Source organism: Nevskia sp. (assembly GCF_051860985.1).
GTDB lineage: Bacteria > Pseudomonadota > Gammaproteobacteria > Nevskiales > Nevskiaceae > Nevskia.
Genome location: NZ_JBIMKV010000011.1, coordinates 139,833 through 162,946 on the forward strand (window position 1 = coordinate 139,833; position 23,114 = coordinate 162,946).

At 68.6% G+C, this 23,114-nt stretch carries 25 protein-coding genes; 13 read left to right on the forward strand and 12 right to left on the reverse strand.

What is annotated here, in order from left to right; genetic code table 11:
* Positions 1-158: 158 nt before the first annotated feature.
* From ACTIGJ_RS12675 to rrtA, 10 genes are all read right to left on the reverse strand, one after another.
* The gene (locus tag ACTIGJ_RS12675; protein ID WP_439640684.1) at positions 159-1,154 is read right to left on the reverse strand and encodes a hypothetical protein; all 996 of its coding nucleotides are present in this window, start codon (positions 1,152-1,154) and stop codon (positions 159-161) included.
* Complete coding sequence (gene tmk, locus ACTIGJ_RS12680; RefSeq protein ID WP_439640685.1) at positions 1,151-1,771, reverse strand: dTMP kinase; 621 nt, start codon at positions 1,769-1,771, stop codon at positions 1,151-1,153. The genes ACTIGJ_RS12675 and tmk overlap by 4 nt, the downstream gene beginning before the upstream one ends.
* The gene (mltG, locus tag ACTIGJ_RS12685) at positions 1,768-2,823 is read right to left on the reverse strand and encodes an endolytic transglycosylase MltG (protein WP_439640686.1); all 1,056 of its coding nucleotides are present in this window, start codon (positions 2,821-2,823) and stop codon (positions 1,768-1,770) included. Before mltG ends, tmk begins: the two co-directional genes overlap by 4 nt.
* Before the next feature lie 6 nt (positions 2,824-2,829).
* On the reverse strand, positions 2,830-3,672 hold the full coding sequence (gene pabC / locus ACTIGJ_RS12690) for an aminodeoxychorismate lyase (RefSeq protein ID WP_439640687.1): 843 nt from the start codon (positions 3,670-3,672) through the stop codon (positions 2,830-2,832).
* The gene (locus tag ACTIGJ_RS12695) at positions 3,669-4,976 is read right to left on the reverse strand and encodes an aminodeoxychorismate synthase component I (protein ID WP_439640688.1); all 1,308 of its coding nucleotides are present in this window, start codon (positions 4,974-4,976) and stop codon (positions 3,669-3,671) included. The genes pabC and ACTIGJ_RS12695 overlap by 4 nt, the downstream gene beginning before the upstream one ends.
* Positions 4,977-5,020: 44 nt before the next feature.
* Entirely contained in the window at positions 5,021-6,262 is a 1,242-nt protein-coding gene (gene fabF / locus ACTIGJ_RS12700; RefSeq protein WP_439640689.1) for a beta-ketoacyl-ACP synthase II, read from the reverse strand.
* Positions 6,263-6,311: 49 nt separating this feature from the next.
* Positions 6,312-6,557, reverse strand: coding sequence for an acyl carrier protein (gene acpP / locus ACTIGJ_RS12705; RefSeq protein WP_022975905.1), 246 nt, complete (start codon positions 6,555-6,557; stop codon positions 6,312-6,314).
* Positions 6,558-6,665: 108 nt separating this feature from the next.
* A complete protein-coding gene (fabG, locus tag ACTIGJ_RS12710; RefSeq protein WP_439640690.1) occupies positions 6,666-7,424 on the reverse strand; it encodes a 3-oxoacyl-ACP reductase FabG in 759 nt (252 codons plus the stop codon).
* Positions 7,421-8,383, reverse strand: coding sequence for an ACP S-malonyltransferase (fabD, locus tag ACTIGJ_RS12715; RefSeq protein WP_439640691.1), 963 nt, complete (start codon positions 8,381-8,383; stop codon positions 7,421-7,423). The genes fabG and fabD overlap by 4 nt, the downstream gene beginning before the upstream one ends.
* 34 nt (positions 8,384-8,417) lie before the next feature.
* Positions 8,418-8,978 (reverse strand): rhombosortase, encoded by a 561-nt coding sequence (gene rrtA / locus ACTIGJ_RS12720; protein WP_439640692.1) that lies wholly within the window; start codon positions 8,976-8,978, stop codon positions 8,418-8,420.
* Positions 8,979-9,078: 100 nt separating this feature from the next.
* Here rrtA and gspG point away from each other — a divergent pair, with 100 nt between their 5' ends.
* Genes gspG through ACTIGJ_RS12765 form a run of 9 tightly spaced genes read left to right on the forward strand, consistent with a single transcriptional unit; the run spans position 9,079 to position 15,302 of the window.
* Positions 9,079-9,525 (forward strand): type II secretion system major pseudopilin GspG, encoded by a 447-nt coding sequence (gspG, locus tag ACTIGJ_RS12725; RefSeq protein ID WP_439640693.1) that lies wholly within the window; start codon positions 9,079-9,081, stop codon positions 9,523-9,525.
* Positions 9,522-10,157: a type II secretion system minor pseudopilin GspH gene (gspH, locus tag ACTIGJ_RS12730; protein ID WP_439640694.1), complete on the forward strand. Its 636-nt coding sequence runs from the start codon at positions 9,522-9,524 to the stop codon at positions 10,155-10,157. The genes gspG and gspH overlap by 4 nt, the downstream gene beginning before the upstream one ends.
* Positions 10,154-10,546: a type II secretion system minor pseudopilin GspI gene (gene gspI / locus ACTIGJ_RS12735; protein WP_439640695.1), complete on the forward strand. Its 393-nt coding sequence runs from the start codon at positions 10,154-10,156 to the stop codon at positions 10,544-10,546. Before gspH ends, gspI begins: the two co-directional genes overlap by 4 nt.
* Positions 10,543-11,328, forward strand: a complete 786-nt coding sequence (gene gspJ, locus ACTIGJ_RS12740) for a type II secretion system minor pseudopilin GspJ (RefSeq protein WP_439640696.1) — start codon at positions 10,543-10,545, stop codon at positions 11,326-11,328. The genes gspI and gspJ overlap by 4 nt, the downstream gene beginning before the upstream one ends.
* Entirely contained in the window at positions 11,325-12,299 is a 975-nt protein-coding gene (gene gspK / locus ACTIGJ_RS12745; protein WP_439640697.1) for a type II secretion system minor pseudopilin GspK, read from the forward strand. Before gspJ ends, gspK begins: the two co-directional genes overlap by 4 nt.
* Before the next feature lie 24 nt (positions 12,300-12,323).
* Positions 12,324-13,553: a type II secretion system protein GspL gene (gene gspL / locus ACTIGJ_RS12750; RefSeq protein WP_439640698.1), complete on the forward strand. Its 1,230-nt coding sequence runs from the start codon at positions 12,324-12,326 to the stop codon at positions 13,551-13,553.
* Positions 13,550-14,104, forward strand: coding sequence for a type II secretion system protein GspM (gene gspM, locus ACTIGJ_RS12755; RefSeq protein WP_439640699.1), 555 nt, complete (start codon positions 13,550-13,552; stop codon positions 14,102-14,104). The genes gspL and gspM overlap by 4 nt, the downstream gene beginning before the upstream one ends.
* A complete protein-coding gene (locus ACTIGJ_RS12760) occupies positions 14,101-14,853 on the forward strand; it encodes a type II secretion system protein N (protein ID WP_439640700.1) in 753 nt (250 codons plus the stop codon). The genes gspM and ACTIGJ_RS12760 overlap by 4 nt, the downstream gene beginning before the upstream one ends.
* Entirely contained in the window at positions 14,853-15,302 is a 450-nt protein-coding gene (locus tag ACTIGJ_RS12765; protein ID WP_439640701.1) for an NUDIX hydrolase, read from the forward strand. The genes ACTIGJ_RS12760 and ACTIGJ_RS12765 overlap by 1 nt, the downstream gene beginning before the upstream one ends.
* A 7-nt stretch (positions 15,303-15,309) precedes the next feature.
* On the opposite strand, the gene ACTIGJ_RS12770 is transcribed toward ACTIGJ_RS12765, so the two are convergent.
* Positions 15,310-16,098: a sulfite exporter TauE/SafE family protein gene (locus ACTIGJ_RS12770; protein WP_439640702.1), complete on the reverse strand. Its 789-nt coding sequence runs from the start codon at positions 16,096-16,098 to the stop codon at positions 15,310-15,312.
* A gap of 237 nt (positions 16,099-16,335) precedes the next feature.
* Here ACTIGJ_RS12770 and mnmA point away from each other — a divergent pair, with 237 nt between their 5' ends.
* The 3 genes from mnmA to ACTIGJ_RS12785 all read left to right on the forward strand — a co-directional run bounded on the left by mnmA (position 16,336) and on the right by ACTIGJ_RS12785 (position 20,744).
* Positions 16,336-17,427: a tRNA 2-thiouridine(34) synthase MnmA gene (gene mnmA, locus ACTIGJ_RS12775; RefSeq protein WP_439640703.1), complete on the forward strand. Its 1,092-nt coding sequence runs from the start codon at positions 16,336-16,338 to the stop codon at positions 17,425-17,427.
* Between the two features lie 321 nt (positions 17,428-17,748).
* Positions 17,749-18,840, forward strand: coding sequence for a TolB family protein (locus ACTIGJ_RS12780; protein ID WP_439640704.1), 1,092 nt, complete (start codon positions 17,749-17,751; stop codon positions 18,838-18,840).
* A 101-nt stretch (positions 18,841-18,941) separates the two neighbouring features.
* Entirely contained in the window at positions 18,942-20,744 is a 1,803-nt protein-coding gene (locus tag ACTIGJ_RS12785; protein ID WP_439640705.1) for an FKBP-type peptidyl-prolyl cis-trans isomerase, read from the forward strand.
* A 17-nt stretch (positions 20,745-20,761) separates the two neighbouring features.
* Here ACTIGJ_RS12785 and ACTIGJ_RS12790 read toward each other — a convergent pair whose 3' ends face one another.
* A complete protein-coding gene (locus ACTIGJ_RS12790; protein WP_439640706.1) occupies positions 20,762-22,774 on the reverse strand; it encodes a formylglycine-generating enzyme family protein in 2,013 nt (670 codons plus the stop codon).
* Between the two features lie 51 nt (positions 22,775-22,825).
* Here ACTIGJ_RS12790 and ACTIGJ_RS12795 point away from each other — a divergent pair.
* On the forward strand, positions 22,826-23,114 hold a 289-nt coding region (locus ACTIGJ_RS12795), incomplete at its 3' end, for a hypothetical protein (RefSeq protein ID WP_439640707.1).

A 23,114-nucleotide genomic window follows, 5' to 3' on the forward strand; every position in this document is an offset into this window, starting at 1 on the left:
CCGGCGGTTTTTTGGCCGCAACCCTTCTGGGCGGGATCGCTTTTGCCCATTGCTACCTCTCTCGTCGCGCCAATGGGTCGACCATTGGCCGCTCCTCGTTCGTTGCACTGGGCAAAAACGACCTCCGCCGCAGCGAGCAAAGTAATTGTTAGCAGGCCCTATCGATTCTGGGCAGGCCGCCCGGCCCGTGCAAGCAAGGCCAGCCAGCCGATCAGCAGCGATTCGATCAGCAGCTTCCGGTCTGCCGCACCGTGCAGACGAGGCAGGCTGGCCTGCACCTCGGCGATGTAGCGATCGAGCAGTTCCGCCGGCAGCCGGGTCGCCAGGCCGACCAGCACCGCGTCGTCATCGGCGGTCGCGGTGATGCGCAGCCGCAGCAACCGGCCCAGCCAGCCGTACAACCAGTGCAGCCAGCCGACCGGATCGGCGTCGTTGATCGCGGCGGCGATCAGCGCCGGCTCGCCCCGGCCGTTGACCAGATCGAGGAGCCCACGCGACCAGTCGCTGCGCAGCGCCAGTCCGGCGCCTTCCAGCAGTGCCGCAGCCTTCAGCGGGGCGCCGAAGGCATGGTCGAGTGCCGCGCTCAGGGTCGCGTCATCGTGCTTGCCGCCGGCGGTCTTGCGCAGCCAGTCGAGCGCGACCTCGCGGCCCGGCGCCGGCAGCCGCAGGCGCTGGCAGCGGCTGCGCAAGGTTGCCGCCAGCGCCTGCGGCCGGGCGCTGATCAGCAGCAGATGGCTGCCCGGCGTCGGCTCCTCGATGGTCTTAAGCAGCGCGTTGACGCCGTTGACGTTGAGCGCATCGGCCGGCTCGATGATCGCCACCTTGGCCCGGCCGTCGTACTGGGTCATGGTCAGCTTTTCGCTCAACACCCGGACCTGCTCGATCGAGATGTCGCGCTTGCCGTCTTCGACCTGTACCGGGAAGTAGCCGGAATGGGCGCCGCTGGCGACCTGCAGGCAGTCGGCGCACTGGCCGCAGGCGCTGCCGTCGGCCGCCGGCTGCCTGCACCAGAGTGCCGCGGTGATGCAGCCGGCGAAGTGGCGCTTGCCGGCGCCGTCCGGCCCGGCCAGCAGCAGTGCATGCCCGAGACGCTGTTCGCCGATCGAGCTGGCCACGGTGGCCCAGACCTCGCGCTGCCAGGGCAGCGGCTTCATGGCAGCGCCTCGACCTGGGCCGCAAGCTCGGCGGCCACGGTATCGGCATCGCGCGCGGCGTCGATCACCCGGTAGCGGGCCGGCGCCGCTGCCGCGCGTGCCTGGTAGGCCGCCCGAACCCGCTGCATGAAAGCCAGCGACTCGGCATCGAAGCGGTTGTTGCCGCTGCGCTCGGCGATCCGCTTTAGACCAATCTCCGGCGCGATGTCGAGCAGCAGCACGCAGTCCGGCTGCAGGTCCCCGAGCACCAGCCGCTCCAGCGCCGCGATGTCGGCCGGATCGACGCCGCGCCCGGCACCCTGGTAGGCGTAGCTGGCGTCGACGAAGCGGTCGCAGATCACGTCGCGGCCATCGGCCAGCGCCGGCCGGATGGTCGCCTGCAGATGGGCGGCCCGGGCCGCGAAGATCAGCAGCAGTTCGGTCGTCGCGTCAACGCCTTCCGGCCACTGGCCGAGCACCAGCGCGCGGATCGCCTCGGCCAGCGGCGAACCACCGGGCTCGCGGGTCAGGAGCACGCGGCGGCCGCGTGCTTCGAGGTGATCGCGCAGCCGCCGTGCCTGGGTGGACTTGCCGCCGCCCTCGCCGCCTTCGAGCACGATGAACCGGCCGCGTGTCACTTCGGCGCTCCGCCGCCCAGCTGGTAGCGCTTCACCGCCAGGTTGTGCTCGGCCAGCGTGGCCGAGAACTGGTGGCCGCCGTCGCCACGGGCGACGAAATACAGCGCATCGCCCTCCGCCGGATGCAGCGCGGCGTGGATCGCCTCGCGGCCCGGCAGGCAGATCGGCGTCGGCGGCAGGCCATCGCGGGTATAGGTGTTGTACGGCGTGTCGGTGATCAGGTCGCGGCTGCGGATGTTGCCGTCGTAGGCCTCGCCGATGCCGTAGATCACCGTCGGATCGGTCTGCAGCCGCATGCCGAGTTGCAGGCGACGGACGAATACGCCGGCGATCTGCGGGCGCTCGGCGGCGATGCCGGTTTCTTTCTCGATGATCGAGGCCATCACCAGCGCCTGCTCCGGCGCGTCGTACGGCAGATTCGGCGCCCGCTGCGCCCATTCCTCGGCCAGCACCCGGTCCTGGGCGGCCAGCGCATTGCGCAGGAAGGCGACATCGCTCATGCCGCGCGTGTAGCGGTAGGTGTCCGGGAACAGGCGGCCTTCCGGTGCCTGGTCGGGGCGGCCCAGTGCCGCCATCACGCCGGCGGCGTCGAGCTCGGCCGGCAGGCTGTGGCTCAGCGTCGGCGCGGCGCGGACCCGCTTGAGGGCATCGGCGAAGCGCCAGCCTTCGATCAGCTGCAGCTCGTGCAGCACGGTCTTGCCCGACACCCACAGCGCCAGCAGATCGCGCGGCTTGAGGCCCGGTTCCAGCGCGTATTCGCCGGCCTTGATCGCCGAAGCCAGCCCATCGATCCGCGCCTGGGCCGCGAGGTAGTAGGCCTGCCGGGTGCTGGCAAACAGGCCGCGTGCGCGCGCCTCGTTGATCACCCTGGGCAGGCTGCTGCCGGGCGCGATCTCGAAATTCAGCGGGGCTTCGATCGCCAGCGGCGTGTCGAGCTGACGCTGCGCATCCAGCCACAGCGCCACGCCCAGCAGCGCGGCCAGCAACAGCAGCCGGACCAGCGTGCCGAAGGCGCGCCGGATCGGATTCCGCTTGGCGGCAGGCTGACTCATCGTGGCTTATCGGGTGTTCGACGGAACGAGATCGGAGGGATGGGCCAGCAGGCCCTGCAGGTGCCGCGTCACCGGCCGCTGCGCTTCATAGCAGTGGCCATCGATGGCGCGCAACGGCCAGATGCCGATCAGGCTGCCGCTCAGGAAGGCTTCGTCGGCGGCCAGCAGTGCCGACCACGGCTGGCCGCCGATCCGGCAGTCGATGCCGGCCGCCGCCGCCAGCGCCAGCACCCGCGCGCGGGTCACGCCGGCGACGCCGCAGCGATCCAGCGCCGGGGTGTGCAGCACGCCGTCGCGCACCCAGAACAGGTTGGCACGCGTGGCGCAGACCGGATGGCCCCGGTCGTCGCCGAGCAGGGCTTCGTCGACACCGTCCGGCCAGCTACGACTGGCCAGCACCTGTTCGAGCCGGTTCAGATGCTTGATGCCGGCCAGCAGCGGCTGCGCGGCCAGGGTCACCGGCGAGCGGATCGCGCGGATGCCGTCGATTGCCCGCCCGCCTGCCGAGGCTGGCGGCGGATGGACGACCAGCAGGCGATCCGCCGCATCGGTCTGCGGCCGGTAGCCGCGACGCTCGCCGGCGCGCAGCAGCAGCAGCTTCACCGTGGCATCGCCGAAGCGCGACGCAGCGGCAAGGTCCGACTGCAGCTGCCCGATCGGCGGTGGCGCGATGCCGATCGCCGTCGCATCGGCCAGCAGCTTCGCCAGCTGCATGTCGGCCGCGATCACCGTGCCGCGCTGCTGCAGCAGGGTGCGGAACACGCCGTCGCCGTAGTGCAGGCCGCGGCTCAGCGCTGGGATCGCCGACACCGGCTCGCCGTTCCAGAGGATGGCCAGCGCCTCGCTCACGCCGAGGCGCCCAGCGCCAGCAGCAGGCCGCGCGCCTTGGCCCGCGTTTCGGCCAGCTCGGCCACCGGACGCGAATCGGCGACGATGCCGGCGCCGGCGCGGAAGCTGACCGTGTCGCCCTCGCAGACCAGCGTGCGGATCAGGATGTTGGTGTCGAGCCGGCCGCAGCGCGACAGATAACCCATCGCGCCGGTGTACGGGCCGCGGCCGACGCCTTCCAGCTCCGCAATGATCTCCATCGCCCGCACCTTCGGCGCTCCGGTGATGGTGCCGCCGGGAAACACCGCGCGCAGCGCCGAACCGGGCCCGACGCCCGGCCGCAGGCGGGCGCGGACGTTGGAGACGATGTGGTGCACGTGAGCGTAGCTTTCGATGGTCATCAGCTCGCTGACCTCGACGCTGCCGGGCACCGCGATGCGGCCCAGGTCGTTGCGTTCGAGATCGATCAGCATCACGTGCTCGGCCCGCTCCTTGAGGCTGGCGATCAGGCGCTCGCGATCGCGGGCGTCCTCGGCTCGGTCGCGGGCATGGGTGCCGGCAATCGGCCGGGTCTGGGCCCAGCCGTCGGCCACTTCGATCAGCCGCTCCGGCGAGGAGCTGAGCACCGTGCTGTCGCCCCAGCGTGCGAGCCCGGCGAACGGCGCCGGATTCGCCTGACGGAGCTGCGCATAGAGCGCGCCGGCATCCACCGGCTGCGTGTAGCGCGCCTGCCAGCGCCGCGACAGGTTGGCCTGGAAGATGTCGCCGGCCTGCAGGTAGTCGAGCACTCGCTGCGCGCCTGCGACGAAGCGATGCTCGTCGTCCTCGGCAATGGCGACCGGCTGCTGGCGCATCGCTGCGGCATCGGAGTCCAGGGCCTGACAATCCTGCTCGATCCGCGCCAACACGGCCTCGCTGCCTTCGCTGATCGCCAGCGCGGTGCCGTGCAGGCGGTCGATGATGATGGCAGCGGTGCAGCGCACCGCCAGCGCATCCGGCAGGCGGTGCGGGGACGGCGGCAGGCGCAGCCTCGGTTCGGCCCAGCGCGCGGCCTCGTAGCCCAGCAGCAGGAACCAGCCGCCCACGAACGGCAGATTGGTCCCGGGCACCGGCGGCACCGCGGCAGCAGCGTCATCGAGCCGGGTGAAGAAATCGGCATCGCCGGCGCGCGCTTCGATCGCCTCTCCGGGATCGGCGAACAGCAGGTCATAGCGCCCCGCCAGCGGGTGGGATGCGACCGATTGCAGCAGGAACGGGTAACGCGCCGGGAACCGGCGGTGCAAGGCCAGCAGATCCACCGTTGCTGGCAGTGCACGTCGAAGCATCGCGGTTCCGGTGGGGCAACGTGCCGGCGACAGCCGGCGGCACGTCAGATGCGGCGAAACACCACGGTGCCGTTGGTGCCGCCGAACCCGAAGGAGTTCGACATCGCGATGTCGATGCGACGCTCGCGCGGCGCATTCGCGCAGTAGTCGAGATCGCAACCTTCGTCCGGGTTCTCGAGATTGATCGTCGGCGGCGCCACGTTGTCGCGGATCGCCAGCACGGAGAAGATCGCTTCGATGCCGCCCGCTGCACCCAGCAGATGGCCGGTCATCGACTTGGTGCCGCTGATCGCCACCTTGTAGGCGTGCTCGCCAAGCGCCGTCTTGATGGCGTCGCTTTCGGCGACGTCGCCCAGCGGCGTCGACGTGGCGTGGGCGTTGACGTGATCGATGTCGGACGGGTTGAGCCCGGCATCGCGCAGTGCATTCTTCATGCAGCGCGCCACCTGCGGTGCGCCCGGCACCGGCTGGGTGATGTGGAAGGCGTCGCTGGTCATGCCGAAGCCGATCAGTTCCGCATAGATCTTGGCGCCGCGCGCCTTGGCGTGCTCGTAGTCTTCCAGCACCAGCACACCGGCGCCGTCACCGAGCACGAAACCGTCGCGGTCGCGGTCCCACGGCCGTGAAGCCGTGGTGGGGGATTCATTGCGGGTCGACAGCGCCCGCGAGGCGCAAAAGCCGGCGACGCCGGCCGGCGCGGAACCGGCCTCGGCACCACCGGCGATGACTACGTCGGCATCGCCGTACGAAATCATCCGATGGGCCATGCCGATCGAGTGCGAGCCGGTCGTACAGGCCGACACGATGCCGAAGCTCGGACCGTTGAGTCCGAGTTCGATCGAGATCGCGCCGGACACCATGTTGATGATGCAACCGGCCACGAAGAACGGCGACACCTTCTTCACGCCACCAGGGCCGTTAAGAAGGGTGCACTGGTCTTCGATGGTGCCGATGCCGCCAATTCCGGAACCGACGATCACCGCGATGCGCTCGCGGTTGGCATCGGTGATTTCAAGACCGGAATCGATGACCGCCATCTTTGCGGCCCCAAGGCCGTAGTGGATGAACGGATCGTTGCGGCGTGCCTCCTTGGGCCCCATCCACTTCAGGGTATCGAAGCCCTCCACCAGCCCGGCGAACCGCGTCGGGTAGGTCGAGCAGTCATAAGCAGTGATGGGCTTGATGCCGCTGCGGCCTGCAAGGACATTCGTCCAGGCCGTTTCGACATCCGATCCGACCGGAGAAACAATACCGAGGCCGGTAACGACCACTCGACGTCGCGTCATGAGCCGAAAGGCAGGTGAAAGTGGGTGGGGACGCTGGAGCTCAGGCGAATCAGGACGCCTGGTTGGTGTGCGACTTGATGTAGCTGAGGACGTCGCGGAAGGTCACGATCTTCTCGGCTTCCTCGTCCGGGATGTCGATCTCGAATTCTTCTTCGAGAGCCATCACCAGTTCCACGGTGTCCAGCGAGTCGGCGCCGAGATCTTCGACGAACGAGGCTTCGGGCGTGATCTGGTCTTCAGCCACGGAAAGCTGTTCGGCAATGATCTTTTTGACTTTTTCTTCAAGACTGCTCATCGGGACTCCCTCGGAGTTGTGGGGCAAAAGCGGGGCTAGTGTAAGAGATTCAAGCGCGTTGCTGGCAACAACCTGCCGCGTTCGTCGGGCAAGTGCGTCGAAACAGTTTCAAATCATGTACATGCCGCCGTTGACGTGCAGGGTTTCACCGGTCACGTAGGCAGCGTCATTGGAAGCGAGAAATGCGACCGCAGCGGCGATGTCGTCGACCGCGCCGAGCCGCTTGATGGCCACCTGTTCGATCAGCGCGGCGCGCTGCTCGTCCTTCAGGCCCTTGGTCATGTCGGTGTCGATGAAACCCGGCGCGACGACGTTGACGGTGACCCCGCGCGAGCCGATCTCGCGGGCCAGCGACTTCGAGAAACCGATCAGGCCGGCTTTGGCGGCGGCGTAGTTGGTCTGCCCACCGTTGCCCATGGTGCCGACCACCGAACCGATCGAGATGATGCGGCCGCTTCTCGCCTTCATCATGCCGGGCACCACGGCGCGGCTCAGGCGGAACACGCTGGACAGGTCGGTTTCGATGACATCGGCCCAGTCGGCGTCCTTCATCCGCAACAGCAGCGTGTCACGGGTGACACCGGCGTTGTTGACCAGGATGCCGATCGGCCCGAATTCCTTGGCGACGCTGCCGACCAGGGCATCGACCGCCGCCGGGTCACGGACGTCGAGCACGCGGCCGACGCCGCCGCTGCCGGCCAGATATTCGGTGATCTGCGCGGCACCGCTTTCGCTGGTGGCGGTGCCGATCACCTTCACGCCTTCGCGCGCCAGGCGCTCGGCGATGCCGCGACCGATGCCGCGGGTGGCACCGGTGACCAAGGCTACTGCGCCCGCCGAAAACCGGCCGGGATGTGCTGTGCTCATGCCTGCTCCGTCTCTGCTGTGAAAAGTTGTCGGCCCTGTGCGTAGCCATCCGGTTCGCCGATGGCGATCGAGGCAAAGGCACCCGGCGCCACGTTGACGATCCGCTTGTTGATCGTTGCAAGCACCTTGCCGGGGCCGCACTCGAGCAGCGCGGTGACACCGTCGGCCTCCAGCTTCCGGATCGTCTGCACCCAGCGCACCGGGCGATACAGCTGTTCGACGAGGGCCGTGCGAATGGCATCCGGCTCGCTCCGCGAACTGCCATCGAGGTTGTGCAGCACCGGAATCGCCGGCGTGCGGATGACCAGCTGCCGCAGCCGTTCGCCGAGCTGCTCGGCGGCACCGCGCATCATCGAGCAGTGCGACGGCACCGACACCGGAATCGGCATCACCTTGCGGATGCCGAAGGTCTTGGCATTGGCGACCAGCCAGTCGACCGCCGGCTTGCTGCCGGCCACCACGACCTGCCCCGGCGCGTTGTAGTTGGCCGGCTCCAGCACGCCGTCGCCGTCGTAGGCTGCGCAAGCCTTCTCGACCACCTCGTCATCGACGCCGATCACCGCCGCCATGGCGCCGACGCCCTGCGGCACCGCCGCCTGCATCAGCCGGCCCCGCAGCTCGACGAGCTTCAGGGCATCGGCGAAATCGATCGCGCCGGCCACCACCAGCGCCGAGTACTCGCCGAGGCTGTGGCCGGCCATCGCCGCCGGCGGCGGCAGCGCCTGGGATTGCCAGAGGCGGGCCACGGCGACGCTGGCCGCCAGCAGCGCCGGCTGGGTCCGCTCGGTACGGTTGAGCTCCTCGATCGGCCCCTGGCGGGTCAGCTCGATCAGGTCCTGACCCAATACGGCGGAAGCTTCGCGAAGGGTGTCGTCAATCACCGGATGCTCGGCGGCAAGCGCAGCCAGCATGCCGACTTCCTGGGACCCCTGGCCCGGGAACAGCAAGGCATATCTCATTTTTTATCGGATCTCGTTTGGGATGCTTACGCTGTCATGGCGCGGCGGCAGGCGTCGGCGGACGCCGGAACGAACCTGCTGCCAGCCCGTAGATGGCCGCCGAAAAGGCGCCGTAGAGGTGCGACTCCGCCACCACGGCGCCGCCGATCAGGGCCTGTTCTGACGCGGGCGCGCCAATCATCAGCTCCCACACGATACGCGCCCCGAGGAAAGCGAGACAAGCGATGGCGAAACGATCGCCAGCGGCGATCTGCCGGCCGAAGCCAAGTGCGAACAGGCCGTAGAGCAGACCCGACAGACCGACGTAATACGACAGGCCCTGAGTGAACAAATGTAGGCAGATCGACATGCCGATCCCGATCACCAGCAACCGCGCCACCCAGACCTTCGGCGCCACCCGTTCCGGGCACAGCAGCACCAGCAGCGCGACGCTCAGCGCGTTCAGGAACCAGTGCCACCAGCCCAGGTGAACGAAGTTCGCCGTCAGCAGTCTCCACCACTGTCCGCCGTCGACGGCCACGCGGTCGTAGCGCAGCCATTCGGTCACCGGATCGCCGCCCAGCGCGAGCAGCGCCGACAGCACCACGATCGCCATTGGCGGCGCCCAGACGGCGGGAGTGGCTGCGGAGGCCTCTGGTATCATCGTTGTCATTGTTCTTGTTGCATTCTCGTGGGACTCCAACACCTTGCGCATCATGAAAAACCGGACTTACGCGCAGCACTCGCGCGGCTTCACGCTGATCGAGATCATGGTCGTTGTCGTGATCATCGGCATCCTCGCGGCGATCGTGGCACCGAACATCTTCGACCAGCCTGGGCGGGCCCGGCAGGTCAAGGCCAAGCAGGACATCGCGGCGATCGAGACGGCGCTGAACCTGTACAAGCTCGACAACTTCAACTACCCGAGCACCCAGCAGGGGCTTGAGGCGCTGGTGGCGCCGCCGCAGGGTGATCCGCCAGCCCGCAACTGGAAGCCCGGCGGCTACCTTAAGTCGGTGCCGAAGGACCCCTGGCAGAACCCGTACCAGTACCTGAGCCCGGGCGTGAAGGGCGAAGTCGACGTGTTCAGCCTCGGTGCCGACAACAAGCCGGGCGGCGACGGCGAAGCGGCCGATATCGGCAACTGGGCCGCCACCCCGTGACATCGGGCGCTGTGCGGGCGCTGCCCGCCAGCGCCGACGGCCGTCTCCGCCAGCGCGGCTTCACGCTGCTGGAGCTGCTGGCCGTGATCGTCATCATCGGCATCATCGTGACCTTCGCCAGCCTGTCGATCGGCAACCGCGCGCTCGATGACCGCCTGGAAGCGGAAGCCAAGCGGCTGGAACAGCTGCTGCGGCTGGCGGAAGACGAGGCCGATCTCAAAGGCATCGCGATCGGCCTCGTGTTCACCAAGGACGGCTACCGCTTCCTGACACCGAGCAGCACCCAGAGCTGGGACGACTACGCGCAGAGCGGCGTGCTGCGCAGCCGCGCGCTGCTGCAGCCGTTCTTCGCCGAGCTGCGCATGGAAGGGCGGCTGATTCCGCCGTTGCCGTCGGCCGGCGAGGCCGAGACCGCGCCCGCCAAGCCCGGTGCCGGCGCGGCATCCGACGACGAGAAGGACGAGGCGAAGAAGCTCAAGCCGCAGGTCCTGCTGCTGCCCGGCGGCCAGATGACGCCGTTCACGCTCGACCTGAAAGCGCCCAACTACCCCTCGTATTTCCGCATCGAGGGCGACCTGCTGGGCCGCGTCAGCCGCGAGCGTCGGCAGCTCACGCCGGGAACCGAGCCATGACGCGGCACCGGGCGCGCGGCTTCACGCTGATGGAAATGCTGGTCGCCGTCGGCGTGCTGGCGATCGCGCTCGGCGCCATCATCGGCAACGCCGCGCGCTATGCCGACAGCGCCGCCGGCCTGCGCGACAAGTCGATCGCGCTGTTCGTCGCCCGCAACCGGATGGCCGAAATGGAGCTCTCGCCGGCCTGGCCGGCGACGGGTCGCGCCAACGAGGACGTCGAGATGGGCGGCCTCAAGTGGACCTGGCGCACCGAAGTGAAAGCCACGCCCGATCCGAACCTGCGTCGCGTCGATGTGCGCGTGGAGAAGAAGGGCGACAAGTCCGGCGCCGCATTCGCCACCCTGAGCGGCTTCATCTCCAACGTCGGCAAGCAGGCCTCGCCATGAGTCGCCAGCGCGGCTTCACCCTGCTCGAACTGATCGTGGTGATCGGCATCTTCGGCGTCTTCGCGACGATGGCCTACGGCGGTCTGAACACGGTGCTGAGCGCGCGCGCCAAGATCGAGCAGAACCTGCAGCGCACCGAAGAATACGACCGCGCCTACCTGCGCCTGCGCAACGACCTGCAGAACGCCGTGCCGCGCCCGGTCCGCGACGGCAACGGCGAACCGCAGCCGGCCTTCGGCTACGACAGCTTCAGCACCCGCGTCGAATTCACCCGCGGCGGCTGGCAGAACCTGATGGCCCTGCCCCGCTCGACGCTGGAGCGGGTCAGTTACGCGCTGGAGGAATCCGAGACCGCCGACCGCTCGCGCGGCGCGCGCCTGCTCGACAAGCGACTGGTGCGGCGCAGCTGGTACGTGCTTGACCGCGCGTCGCAGACCAAGCCGGTGGAAGTCACCGTGCTGGATCGCGTGCAGTCGCTGGACTGGCGCTTCTTCGACCGCAGCGGCCAGCGCTCCGAGACCTGGCCGCCGTCCAACGGCACGCCGGTGACGCCGGGAGCCACCTTCCCGACCCCGACCGCCGTCGAACTGACCCTCACCACCCGCGACTGGGGCGAGCTGCGGATGATGTTCCGCGTCGGCGCGGAGGGTGCTGCCCGCTATGCCGAACTCAGCAAGCCGCCACCACCACCGGCACCCGCCCCCGGCCAGCCAGGCAACCCGGCGAATCCCGACGGCAACAACCCGCCGCCCAACGAGCCTGAAACACCGCCAACCGAATGAGCAGGGGCAAGACCTTCCGCCAGCGCGGCGTGGCGCTGATCACCGCGATGTTCGTCGTGGCGCTGGCGACGATCGCCGCCGTGACGATGTTCGAAAGCTCCAACGTGGCCGTGCGCCGGGCATCGAACATGGTCGAGTCGGAAGCCGCGCTCTGGTACGCATTCGGCGTCGAGTCGTGGACCAAGGGCATCCTCAAGCAGGACGCCAAGAACAATGACATCGACTCGCTGGGCGATATCTGGGCGCGGCCGGTGGATTTCCTGCCGATCGACAACGGCTCGCTGCGCGGCCGCGTCGAAGACCTGCAGGGCCGCTTCAACTTGAACAACCTGGCGACCCCCGACCCCAACCAGCTGAAGATCTACCTGCTGCAGTTTCAGCTGCTGCTCGACGCCATCGGTGGCGAGGACGCCGCCAAGGCCACCGGCATCGGTGCCGCGATCCGCGACTGGGTCGACGCCGACAGCGAACGGCTGGATCTCAACGGTGCGGAAGACAACGAGTATCAGGGGCTTGATCCGCCTTACCGCGCCGCCAACCGGCCGATGCAGAGCGTCTCGGAACTGCTGCAGGTGCGCGGCGTCACGAAGGGCCTGTACGCGGCGCTGAAGCCGTATGTAGCGGCGCTGCCGACGATCGGCACCCGCATCAACGTCAATACCGCACCGCCGCAGGTGCTGGCGGCGCTGTCGAAGACCGTGGATCGCAGCGTGCTCGCCAAGTTCGTCGAATCGCGCATCGGCTCGCCGGCCAAGACCGCGCAGGAAGTGCTCAACGGCGGCGCCAACAGCTTCCTCGGCGCCGACAACAACCTGAAGCCGGAAACCCAGATCGACGTCCGTTCCCGCTACTTCGGTCTGACCGCCGAAGTGTTCATTGGCAGCGGCCGGGTCGCCCTGTACAGTGTTTACATTCGGCCTGAAGGTGGCTCAGATCCGGTCGTGATCGCCCACGCCACCGACGCTGACTGATCCCGAAACGACTGACCGAATCCCTTGCGCGACACCCTCTACATCCGCCTGCGCGATACCGCTCCGGACGCGCCGACAGCGTACGCGCTTGTCCATTCGGATACGCCCGACAGCCCGGCACCCCGCCCCAGCGTGATCGTCCAGGAACTGCCGCTGGACCAGGTGCTTGTGCTTGGCAGCGGCCGCCGCGTGGTGGTGTTCGTGCCCGGGGTCGATGTCCGGCTGACCCGCGTCACGGTGCCGGCCCGGCAGGCCGCCAAGGTGCTGCAGGCCGCGCCGTTCGTGCTGGAAGACCAGTTCGCCGAGGACGTCGACACGCTGCATTTCGCGATCGGCGCCCGCCAGCCGGGTGGCAGCTTTCCGATCGCCGTGGTGGCCCGCGCCCAGGTCGACGAATGGCTGGCGCCGTTCACGGCGGCCCGGGTTCGCGTCGCCGCACTGGTGCCGGACACCCTCGCCCTGCCGTGGCAGAACGAAGGTCCGTGGAGCGTGCTGCCGGACGGCGGCCAGGTGATCGTCCGCAACGGCCCGTACGCCGGCTTTTCCTGCGTGCCGGATGATTTCGAGCTGCTGCTGCAACTGGCCGAAAACGGCACGCCGGCAGCGCTGCGCATCCTGGTGTCGCGTAACGATGCCACCGACTACACCGGCCTGAACCGCGCGCTGGAACTGCTGCCCGGCTTCGAGCATCCGCTGGAAGCGCTGATCCGCTACTGGAAGCCGGCGCAGTCGATCGACCTGTTGCAGGGCGCCTATTCGCAGCGCGACGACCTGCAGCGCTACTGGCAGCCGTGGCAGCGTGCCGCGCAGCTGGCGGCGGTTGCCGTGCTGCTTGGCCTGGGCCTCAACATCGCCGACTCGGCGCGGCTCCGGCGTGAGGTCGCCACCCAGCAGACGGTCAACGAAGCAACCTTCCGGCGTCTGTTCCCACGCGAGACGCGGATCATCAATCTCGACGCCCAGGTCGAACAGCAACTGCGCCTGCTGCACAGCGGCGCCAGCCAGGGCGGCCTGTTCGAACTGATGCAGTCGGCGGCCAGCGGCCTGTCCGAGAACCCTGGCCTGACCTTGCGCAACATCCAGTTCCGTGAAGGCGCGCTGTTCCTCGACCTGTCCGGCACCGATCTGCAGGTGCTCGAACGGCTGCGCGGCTGGTTCAACAACCATCGCGGCGCGAAGCTCGATGTCGAATCGGCGGACTCCAACGAGAACGGCGTGCAGATCCGCCTGAAGCTGACTCCGGTGGCGGCATGATGGCAACGCTGCGGCAACGTCTTTCCGGCAGCGGTCTGTCGACGACGCTCGGCACCCGGCTGGCGCCGCTGCGCGCCCGCTATGAAGCGCTGCAGCCGCGTGAACAGGTACTCGTCGGCATCGCAGCGGTGCTGCTGGTGATCGCGCTGCTGTACTCGGCGATCTGGCAACCGCTGGCGCGGGCGCGCAAGCAGCTGGCCGACGATCTGGAAGCCGCCCAAGCCGTGGCGATCAAGCTCGCTCAGGCCGAGGCCGATCTCCGCGTCGCCGCCCCGCAGAGCGCGCCGATCGTCGGCGCCGATGTCTCGCTGCTGACGGCGGTCGACCAGGCCGCCAAGAACGGCACCCTGAAAAAGCCGCCGTCGCGGCTGCAGCCGGACGGCGACAACACCGCCCGCATCTGGTTCGAGGATGTCGAGTTCGACGTGCTGCTGCGCTGGATGCAGGAACTGCAGTCGCGCTATGGCGTGACCATCGACGTGGTCGACATCGAAAAGCGCGAGACCGCAGGCCTCGTCAACGCCCGGCTGTCAGTGCTGCGCGCGCCATGAAAACCCGCAATCTGGTGTTGATCGGCGTGCTCAGCTTCGTCGGCTTCGTGGTCGCCGGCGCACCGGTGGCATCGGTCTGGCCCCGCCTCGCGCCACGCCTGCCATCGCTGAACCTGGCCGGGCTGTCCGGCACCGTGCTGGCCGGATCGGCCTCGGCGGTCAGCGTCAACGGCAAGGCTGTCGCCCGGCCACTGCACTGGTCGTTCAGTCCGCTGGCGCTGCTGGCCGCCCGCCTCGGCTTCAACGTCGAAGGCGAACTCGAAGGCTTGCAGTTCGACGGGCGCGTGGCGCGCACGCTCGGCGGCGACCTGGTGGTCGATGCACTGCACGGCAGCGGCTCGCTGAAAGGCCTGCTGAACCTCACCGGCGATGTCTTCCTGCCGGTCGATGGCAGCGTTGCGCTGAGCCTCGACAGCCTGCGGCTGGTCGGCAATTTCCCGAAGCAGGTCACGGGTGACCTGCAGCTGAGCAATCTCCGCTCGACCCTGACCCGCGACGGTCAGCCGATGGGCGATTTCACGATCAGCATCCGCACCGAGGCTGACGTCATCGTCGCCCGGGTCGAGCCGACCGCCGGCCCGCTCGACGTCGGCGGCGAGATCCGGGTGATGGCCGACCGCAGCTACGAAGTCGACCTGAAGGTGAAAGCCAAGCCCGAAGCCACGCCGGCGATCCAGAACCTGGTCCGCACGCTCGGCCAGGCGGATACCGAAGGCTATTTCCGGGTCAAGACGCGGTCGCGGTTCTGATGGCGGCCCGTCATCACATCACCGTGGCCTGCGTGGTGCGGCGCGATGGCCGTTTCCTGTTCGTCGAGGAATCGGTCGGCGGCCGGACGGTGCTCAACCAGCCGTCCGGCCATTGGGAAGACGGCGAGACGCTGGTCGACGGCGCGATCCGCGAAGCGCTCGAGGAAACCGGCTGGGATGTGCGGCCGACGGCCCTGCTCGGCATCTACGAATACGAGCCGCCCGGCCTCGGCTACGGCTTCCTGCGCTTCGCGTTCCTGGCCGAAGCGGTTCATCACCACGCCGATCGACCGCTGGACGACGGCATTTCAGCCGCCGTCTGGCTGACGCCGGACGAGTTGCGGGCCGCCGCCGGCCGTCACCGCAGCCCGATGGTGCAGCGGGCCGTCGACGATGCGCTGGCCGGCCGCCAGCTGCCGCTGTCGATGATTGCCCACCTGCACGATTGAGCGCGGTTCAGAAGAACACCATCTTGGCGCCGACGGCGAGCAGTACCGCCGAGATCGCGCCACGAATGACGCGATCCGGCGCATAGGACGCCCCCAGCGAGCCGACCAGGATGCCGGGCACCGAACCGACCAGCAGCGAGCCGAGCAGCGCGACATCGACGTTGCCCATCATCAGGTGCCCGGTGCCGGCCAGCACGGTCAACGGAATGGCATGGACGATATCGGTGCCGACCAGCGATTTCGGGCTCATCCGGCGCGGATACAGGTACAGCAGCATGACGGCGCCGAGCGCGCCGGCACCGATCGACGTGAACGTGACCAGAAAGCCGAGGATTGCGCCGCACACCACCGTCGCCACCGGCTGCGCCGCCTTGAAGCGTTCCGGGCTGCCGGCGCGCAGCCGTTCGCCGAACCGATGAAAGCGGCTGCGGAACAGCGCTGCGATCGAACTGAGCATCAGCGCACTGCCGAGTCCGACCACGATCAGCGCGTTGTGGTTGCGCCCGACGCCGCTCAGCCACAGCCAGAGCAGCGTCAGCAGCGAGGCGGGGATGCTGCCGTAGAACATCCGGCGCAGCACCGGCCAGTCGATGCTGCCGGTCTTGCCATGAACGGCGCCGCCGACCATCTTGGTGATCGCGGCGAACCAGAGATCGGTCCCCACCGCGACGCCGGGTGCGACGCCGAACAGCAGCACCATGATCGGCGTCATCAGCGCGCCGCCGCCGACACCGGTCAGGCCAACCAGCACGCCGACGCCGAAACCGGCGACGGCGTTGATCCATTCGAAGGTCATCGGCAATTGCCGGCGATCATCGAGGCGACGAGTCGCCGACAAGCCGGCGCAGTCGGCACCGCTTGGGCACGGCAGGCAGGTTTCAGCATCAGGCCAGCCACCGGCTCACGGCGTGCCGGGGCGCACGACACGCGGCGCGACCGTCGCGTGTATTTATTCCAAAAGATCAATTCAAATGGCTCGTAAAGACGATTTTACGATAATGGCATCCCTGGCAAGCCTGCGGAAGCACCGCGAGTGACAAGTTCTCGAGTCGAAGGCGCGCACGTGGTCGTCGGCCTGTCCGGCGGCGTTGATTCCGCCGTGGCTGCCTACCTGCTGAAGGAGCAGGGTTACCGGGTCTCGGCGCTGTTCATGGTCAACTGGACCGAGGACGAGGCGGGCTACTGCAGCTCTGCCGAGGATTTCCAGTCTGCCCGCGCCGTCGCGGCCGAGCTGGACATCCCGCTGCATCGGGTCGATTTCTCGGCCGAATACCGGCGTCGCGTGTTCGATCTGTTCCTGGCCGGCTATGCCGCCGGCAAGACGCCGAACCCTGACCTGCTGTGCAACCGGGAAGTGAAGTTCCAGCCGTTCCGCGAGCACGCGCTGCGACTCGGCGCCGACTGGGTGGCGACCGGCCACTACGCGCGCATCGATCACGGCCCCGCCGGACCGCGCCTGCTGCGGGCCGCGGATGACAACAAGGATCAGACCTACTTCCTCGCCGCCGTGGCGCGCGAGCATTTCGAACGCGTGCTGTTTCCGCTCGGCGGGCTGACCAAGCCGGAAGTCCGCGCCATCGCCCGCGACGCCGGCCTGCCGAACCACGGCCGCAAGGATTCCACCGGCATCTGCTTCATCGGCGAGCGCGAGTTCCGCGACTTCCTCGGCCAGTACCTGCAGCCGCAGCCCGGTGCGATCGAGGACGACAGCGGCACCGTGCTCGGCCAGCACCAGGGGCTGTCGTTCCACACGCTCGGCCAGCGGAAGGGGCTGTCGATCGGCGGTCAGCGCGGCGCCCGCGAAGCACCGTGGTACGTCGTGGCCAAGGACCCGGCACGCAATGTGCTCGTCGTGGCGCAGGACGCCGAACATCCCCGGCTGATGACCACGCAGATCACCACCGAGCCGTTCCACTGGGTACGCCGCCCCGAAGCCCTGCCCGAGCGCCTCACCGCCCGCATCCGCCATCGCCAGGCGCTGCAGCCCTGCGCCATCGCCGCACTCGACGGGACGCGGGTGTCGTTCCGCTTCGAGCAGGCGCAGCGGGCCGCCGTAGCGGGCCAATACCTGGTGCTGTACGACGGTGAGGAATGCCTGGGATCGGGGGAAATCGTCGCCGGCTGAGCGGCAGCCGGCGGTGATCGTCGGAAGCCGGCGCGGGCTGGCGTCAAAACATGAACCAGCTCACAGATCAAAGTAATCTTGGCGGACGACAGGGATGGCTCTGCTAGACTTTCGACCGCGTGTTTGAGCGCAAAATCAAACAGATGGCGATCCTGGTGTGATCGGTTTCACGCCTTGGTCGAATGGCTGTCACCGAGCGGACCTACGCTGTCCACCTTGTGCCTTGCGAGTTGATGAATGAACAGAACGATTCCAGCAGCCGCCTGCCTCGCTGCCCTCCTGAGCCTCGCCGGCTGTGCGACCACGTCCGAGCCGCCGCGCATGCAACTGCTGCAGCGCTACGACGCCCGGGTCAGCAATGACGGCATCCGGATCGCGCCGAGAACGGTGCGTTCGTGGATCGAAACGGTCGGCTCGGAAAGCTCGTCGGCAACGCTGATGGCGCGCGTGCAGCCGAACCAGTCGATCGGCGGGCTGGCGCTGACCGCCAACGGCGAATCGCTGTTGTTTTCGGTCGTCGAAACGATCAACAGCGAGGACGGCGACGAGAAGAAGCATGGCAAGCAGAACGCCGAGGCCAAGCGCCGCGCCGAGGAACTGGCCAAGCAGGGCGGCGTCACGCTCGGCCTTGCCGACGACGGCCGCAAGGTGCAAGCCAACATCCGCATGATGAAAGCGGTCCAGGGCGGCGGCATCACCACCATCACCAACGGCAGCTGGACCGACGTGCAGCCGGCCGTCGGCCCGGGGGGCACCGTCACCTTCGCCGCCAACCGCATGCGGCCGAAGGGCGTCGACCTGTTCCGCATCTCCTCGGATCGTCCGGGCGGCGTGTCGGTGGTCCGTCAGGGCAGCGAGGGCCTGAGCTCGAATCCGTCGCTGGCCCGTGACGGCACCATGGCCTACGAGTTCCGGCCGATCTATCCCGGCATGGTCGGCGAATCGACGCCGCAGATCTGGCTGCAGGGCGGTTCGGCGGCCTACCCGACGCAGCTGCGCGAAGGCAGCGAGCCATCGATCTCGCCGGATGGTGCCGAAATCACCTACATCGGCACCGACGGCCAGCTGTGGACGATGCCGGTGTCCGGCCAGAATCCCGTGCAGCTGACGACCTCCAAGAATCCCTCGAACCCGGCAGCGCCGGGACAGGTGATGACCAAGCACAGCCCGGTTTGGACGCCGGATGGCGGCAGCATCGTGTTCGTCGCCGCCGACGGCAAGGACGAGCAAGGCCTGCCGAACTACGACATCTGGCTGATCCCGAAGTCCGGCGGCATTCCGAAGCAGCTGACCTCGAACGGTTCGGAAGAACGCAATCCGGCGCTCGACCCGGAGCAGGAATGGGTCTATTTCGTGTCTGATCGCGGCTTCCGCGAAGGCATCTGGCGCATCCCGTTCCCGACCGGGCAGTGATTGCCGGGGTTCCGCCGCCGCACTGCAACGGATGTTTCGATTGACCGCGACAAGGCTACGCTGTGCATGACATGAGGCACGACAGAATCTCCGTTTTCCCGTTGACCAGCGTTCGCCGCAGCCTGGCTGTTGCCGTCATCGCCGTGGCCGCACAGGCGCTGCCGGCGCTGGCGGGCGGCACGGTCGCCTTCGTGGCGGCGGAAGCGGATTACCCGGCGCTGTCGAAGCTGCCTTCAGCGATTCCGGACGCCGAGATCGTCGCCGCCGCGCTGCGGGAATCCGGCGCCACGGTCTATTTCGCCGAGAACATCGACGCCTCTACGCTGAAGTCGCTGGCTGGCGAGTTCCGCGCCGCTGCCGAGTCAGCCGGCCGCGTCATCGTCTACTTCTCCGGCCACGGCGCCAATGTCGGCACCCAGTCGCTGCTGCTGCCGGTTGATCTGCCGTCGCTCGACGAACGCGATCTGAGCCGTTACGGCGTGCCGCTGGAGCAGCTGCTGCCGGTCGCCGGCAGCCGCGAGATCGTGCTGTTCCTTGACGACTGCTGGGCCTTGCAGCCGCAGCGCGACCCCGCCAGCGCCACCGCCTGGACCTGCATCGACGAAAGCCCGCGCATCGCACCCGCCGCCACGGTGGTGTCGCGCAGCGTCAAGCGCCAGCCGACGCTGACCAGCCGCGTGGAAAGCAGCTTCGGCATCGCCGTGGCCGCCGCCATTGGCAGCCCGGCCTTGCGCGATCCAGCCCTGCTGGCCAGCGAAGCCCGCAACCGCTACAGCGCGGCGACCGGAACTTCGCTGGCCGTTCAGTCGACGGTCGCAGGCGCGCCTTCGGCCACCGTCGCTGCCGCGCCGGCCGCGAGCGCCGCACCGCTGGTGCTGGCGGCGGCAGCAGCCCCGCCAGCCACCGCGATCGGCGCACTGCCCTCGCCGGCCGCCATCCCGGCCGTGCCGCCACCGGCGCCGCCGGCCGGTGCAGCACTGGCTGCCCCCGCTCCGAGCGCAGCGCCCAACGTGCTGCCGGCGGCTGCCGCCCCGGTTGCCGTCGTCGAAGCCGCACCGCGTCCCTACGATGCCGGAGCCGCTGCACCGGCCGGCAGTCCGCGGGCCGCCGCCGTCGAAGCCGCCGTCAGCATCCTGCGCAAGCTCGTGCAGGCGGGGCTCAACGACTACGTCGACATCGAGATGCTGATCCAGGGCCTGCAGGCGGGCTTCGACACCAACATCCTGCCGCCGCGCTCGGAAGCTGATCTGCTGCTGTCCAGCAAGCTGGTGCCGAACCTGGTCAGCGCCGGCGTGCCGGCCAGTTCCGAAATGGTGTCCGACCACCTGGTCGCCTACAGCTTCCAGCTGGGCCGCCAGCAGGCGCATGAACTGCTGGAATCCGGCCGTTACCGGGCGATGCCGGATCTGCAGGTATTTCGCGAAACGCTGAAGTCGCCGCCGATGGATGCGGTCGCCAGCAGTTCGTCGGCCGGCATCGGCAAGTCACGTGCCGCGCAGCCGATCAAGGATGTCTATCTGGCACGCAGCGAGGCCGAGCAGTTCATGATGACCAACGGCCAGCGCAGCGACGTCAGCAGCCTGCCTAGCGGCCTTCAGTACCAGTCGATCACCACCGGCAACGGCCGGCTGCCGCTGCGGCGCAATACCGTGCGCCTGAACCTGACGATGTCACTGAAGAGCGGTGACGTGATCCAGGATTCCCGGCGCACCGGCGCGCCGCTGGAAACGCCGATCAACAGTCTGATCAAGGGCCTGCAGGAAGGCCTGCTGCTGATGCGCGAAGGCGGCCGGATGCGGCTGTTCGTGCCGAGCCGCCTCGCCTACGGCGAAGCCGGCAGCGGCGCCATCGGACCGCATGAAGTGGTGATCTGCGACGTCGAGCTGCTCGAAGTCATCAAGTAGGCAAGGCTCGCGGCGCCCTACTTGACGACCCGCAGCAACCGGAAGCCGACTGCCGGATCGGCCCCCGCGTAAGGTTTCAGCGTATTCGGCGAGCAATCGGCACCAGCGTCCTGGAAACTAGCGCCGGCCACCAGGTGGCGGCCCTTATCGGTGACGATCTCGGCCGCGTTGCCGATGATGTTGACCGCGCCCTTGGCCTGACCAATCTGCTTGTCGACATTGTTCAGCCGCGCTGCCGGATTGCGCGAGCCATCCGGTGACAGTCCAGCGCAGTTCGCGGTCGCCAGCACATTCGGGCGAATCTCGCGTGCCGCCGTCTGCCACTCGTCGGCGGTCGGCAGGCGGAACGTATGGCCGGTCAGTGCCGACAGCTTTTCCGCGAACCGTCGGGCGTCGTCCGCGCTGACGCCGGTCACCGGCAGGCGCGGGGCGGCGCTCATCCCCACCCCCATGACGATGCTGTACAGCTCCACCGACACTTCCTGTTCCTGGATGAACAGCGTGTCGAACGGCGCACTGGCGCCCAGCCGGTAGGCGCGCAGGCTCTGGCCGGCCACCGTATCGGTGCAGGATTTCTGTGCCGTGCAGGGGTCGTTTCCGGACAAGGCGGGCGATGCTGGTGCCGGCGCCGGCACTGCGGCAGGAGCCGGCGCGGCACCGGCCGCCACCGGTGCGGCTTGTCCGGCGCTCGTACGCCGCAATTTTTCCAGCGCCGCCCCGAAGCGGGTCTTCAGCGCGGCGCGCTCGTCGGCGGCTGCCACGCCGAGCTGGGTCAGTGCCAGATCGAGCGTGATGCCGGCCTGCACGGCCTGCTCGCCGGTCAGCGTGCTGCCCGCGACTACGGTGTCGGACAACTCGCGCGCCTGGATCAGCTCCGCCTTGATGCGCTGGGTGTTCTGTACCGCGCCGAGATCCACCCGCCGCGACAGCTGGCGGATGTTGGCCAGCAAGGCCGCTTTCAGCTCGATCGCCGCCGGCGTGTCCTTCAGCACCGACACCGCGTCTATCTCGCCGCGCGCCTGCTCCAGATACTTGCTTGCCACCTTGTCGGCCAGCAGCTTGGCGCGCTCCGAGCCCAGCTTGTTGGCCTTGCGCAGCTTGAGGATTTCGCTGCGAGCGTCATCGAGCTTGTTGCCGGCCAGTGCCGCATCGACCAGCCGTTCCGATGCCGCCAGCAGCTTGTCGTCATCCGCCGAGACGTTCGGACTGACCGCCACTTCCGGCTCGCCAGCCTCGTCATTGCGCGCCTGCAATGCGGCCCGACGCGTCGGATCGGCGCCGTAGACCACTTCGATGTCGCCCAGCACGCGTTCGAGGGCCGGCAGGTCCTTCTTCTTGGCGCTGCCGACCGCCGTATCGAACTTGCGCAGCACGTCGGCGCGGAAGCGCCGCTCGAGCCGCTTGTCATCACCGGCTACCGCCAGCTGGCGCAGCACGCGCAGCGTCGACGGCTCGTCGGCCGACAGGCTGAAGAGCGCCGAACGGTCAGCCGTGTCCAGCAACTGGTAGAGCGGCTCGGACAGGCTGTCGATCCGTTCCGCCAGCGCCCGATTGGGGCGGGTGAAGATGTCCAGGTTGGCCTTTCGCAGCATCGCCAGCGCCGCTACCCGCTCGTCGCTGAAAACATCGGCAGCGGCGGCCGCTTCCGAACGCGCAAGGAAGTAGCGCTCCGCCGGACCGCCCGGCACCAGCAGCGCCTCGCGATCGGAGGCATCCAGCTGCAACAGCAGTTCGACCGTGGCCGCCGGTGCCGCGCTGTCCGGCTGGGCCAGTGCCGCGTCGACCTGTTGCTGCAGGCGGCGATGACCCGTGCCGTTCCAGACCGCCACCCCCACCACCGACAATGCGATGACGCCAGCGGCCGCCCCGCCCAGCAAGGGCCCGCGCGGCAAGGCGCGCGCGCGCTGGTAGCCGGTCTGCAGCATGTCGCGCGCCTGCCGAAGCGCCGCGTCGACCGCCGAGCCACGCTGCTCCGCTGCCGATTGCGATCGCCGGGGCGCGCTCAGATCGGCCAGCACCGACGGTGGCACGTCCGTGGTCGACGGCGAGAACGCCGGCTGCGAGGCGCCGTCGAGCGCAGCATGAGCCTCCTGCTCCGCCTGTCGCCGCGCCGCGCGCTCGAGTTCGATCCGCTCGGCTTCGGCGCGCTGGCGCGCGGCTTCTTCATCGGCGGCACGCTGACGGGCCAGCGCTTCCTGACGGGCGCGCTCTTCTTCGGCTGCGCGACGTTCGGCTGTTTCCTGCTCTTCGCGCAGGCGCTGCTGCTCGGCCGCACGCGCCGCCGCCTGCTCGCGTTCGATCCGCTCGGCTTCGGCGCGCTGGCGCGCGGCTTCTTCATCGGCGGCACGCTGACGGGCCAGCGCTTCCTGA

What these genes read in the sequence shown, in the direction of transcription:
- ACTIGJ_RS12675 (WP_439640684.1), bottom strand. Translation starts at nt 1,154, where the DNA reads ATGAAGCCGCTGCCCTGGCAGCGCGAGGTCTGGGCCACCGTGGCCAGC.
- mltG (WP_439640686.1), bottom strand. Translation starts at nt 2,823, where the DNA reads ATGAGTCAGCCTGCCGCCAAGCGGAATCCGATCCGGCGCGCCTTCGGC.
- ACTIGJ_RS12695 (WP_439640688.1), bottom strand. Translation starts at nt 4,976, where the DNA reads ATGCTTCGACGTGCACTGCCAGCAACGGTGGATCTGCTGGCCTTGCAC.
- fabF (WP_439640689.1), bottom strand. Translation starts at nt 6,262, where the DNA reads ATGACGCGACGTCGAGTGGTCGTTACCGGCCTCGGTATTGTTTCTCCG.
- acpP (WP_022975905.1), bottom strand. Translation starts at nt 6,557, where the DNA reads ATGAGCAGTCTTGAAGAAAAAGTCAAAAAGATCATTGCCGAACAGCTT.
- fabG (WP_439640690.1), bottom strand. Translation starts at nt 7,424, where the DNA reads ATGAGCACAGCACATCCCGGCCGGTTTTCGGCGGGCGCAGTAGCCTTG.
- fabD (WP_439640691.1), bottom strand. Translation starts at nt 8,383, where the DNA reads ATGAGATATGCCTTGCTGTTCCCGGGCCAGGGGTCCCAGGAAGTCGGC.
- rrtA (WP_439640692.1), bottom strand. Translation starts at nt 8,978, where the DNA reads ATGGCGATCGTGGTGCTGTCGGCGCTGCTCGCGCTGGGCGGCGATCCG.
- gspG (WP_439640693.1), top strand. Translation starts at nt 9,079, where the DNA reads ATGAAAAACCGGACTTACGCGCAGCACTCGCGCGGCTTCACGCTGATC.
- gspI (WP_439640695.1), top strand. Translation starts at nt 10,154, where the DNA reads ATGACGCGGCACCGGGCGCGCGGCTTCACGCTGATGGAAATGCTGGTC.
- gspJ (WP_439640696.1), top strand. Translation starts at nt 10,543, where the DNA reads ATGAGTCGCCAGCGCGGCTTCACCCTGCTCGAACTGATCGTGGTGATC.
- gspK (WP_439640697.1), top strand. Translation starts at nt 11,325, where the DNA reads ATGAGCAGGGGCAAGACCTTCCGCCAGCGCGGCGTGGCGCTGATCACC.
- gspM (WP_439640699.1), top strand. Translation starts at nt 13,550, where the DNA reads ATGATGGCAACGCTGCGGCAACGTCTTTCCGGCAGCGGTCTGTCGACG.
- ACTIGJ_RS12760 (WP_439640700.1), top strand. Translation starts at nt 14,101, where the DNA reads ATGAAAACCCGCAATCTGGTGTTGATCGGCGTGCTCAGCTTCGTCGGC.
- ACTIGJ_RS12765 (WP_439640701.1), top strand. Translation starts at nt 14,853, where the DNA reads ATGGCGGCCCGTCATCACATCACCGTGGCCTGCGTGGTGCGGCGCGAT.
- ACTIGJ_RS12770 (WP_439640702.1), bottom strand. Translation starts at nt 16,098, where the DNA reads ATGACCTTCGAATGGATCAACGCCGTCGCCGGTTTCGGCGTCGGCGTG.
- ACTIGJ_RS12780 (WP_439640704.1), top strand. Translation starts at nt 17,749, where the DNA reads ATGCAACTGCTGCAGCGCTACGACGCCCGGGTCAGCAATGACGGCATC.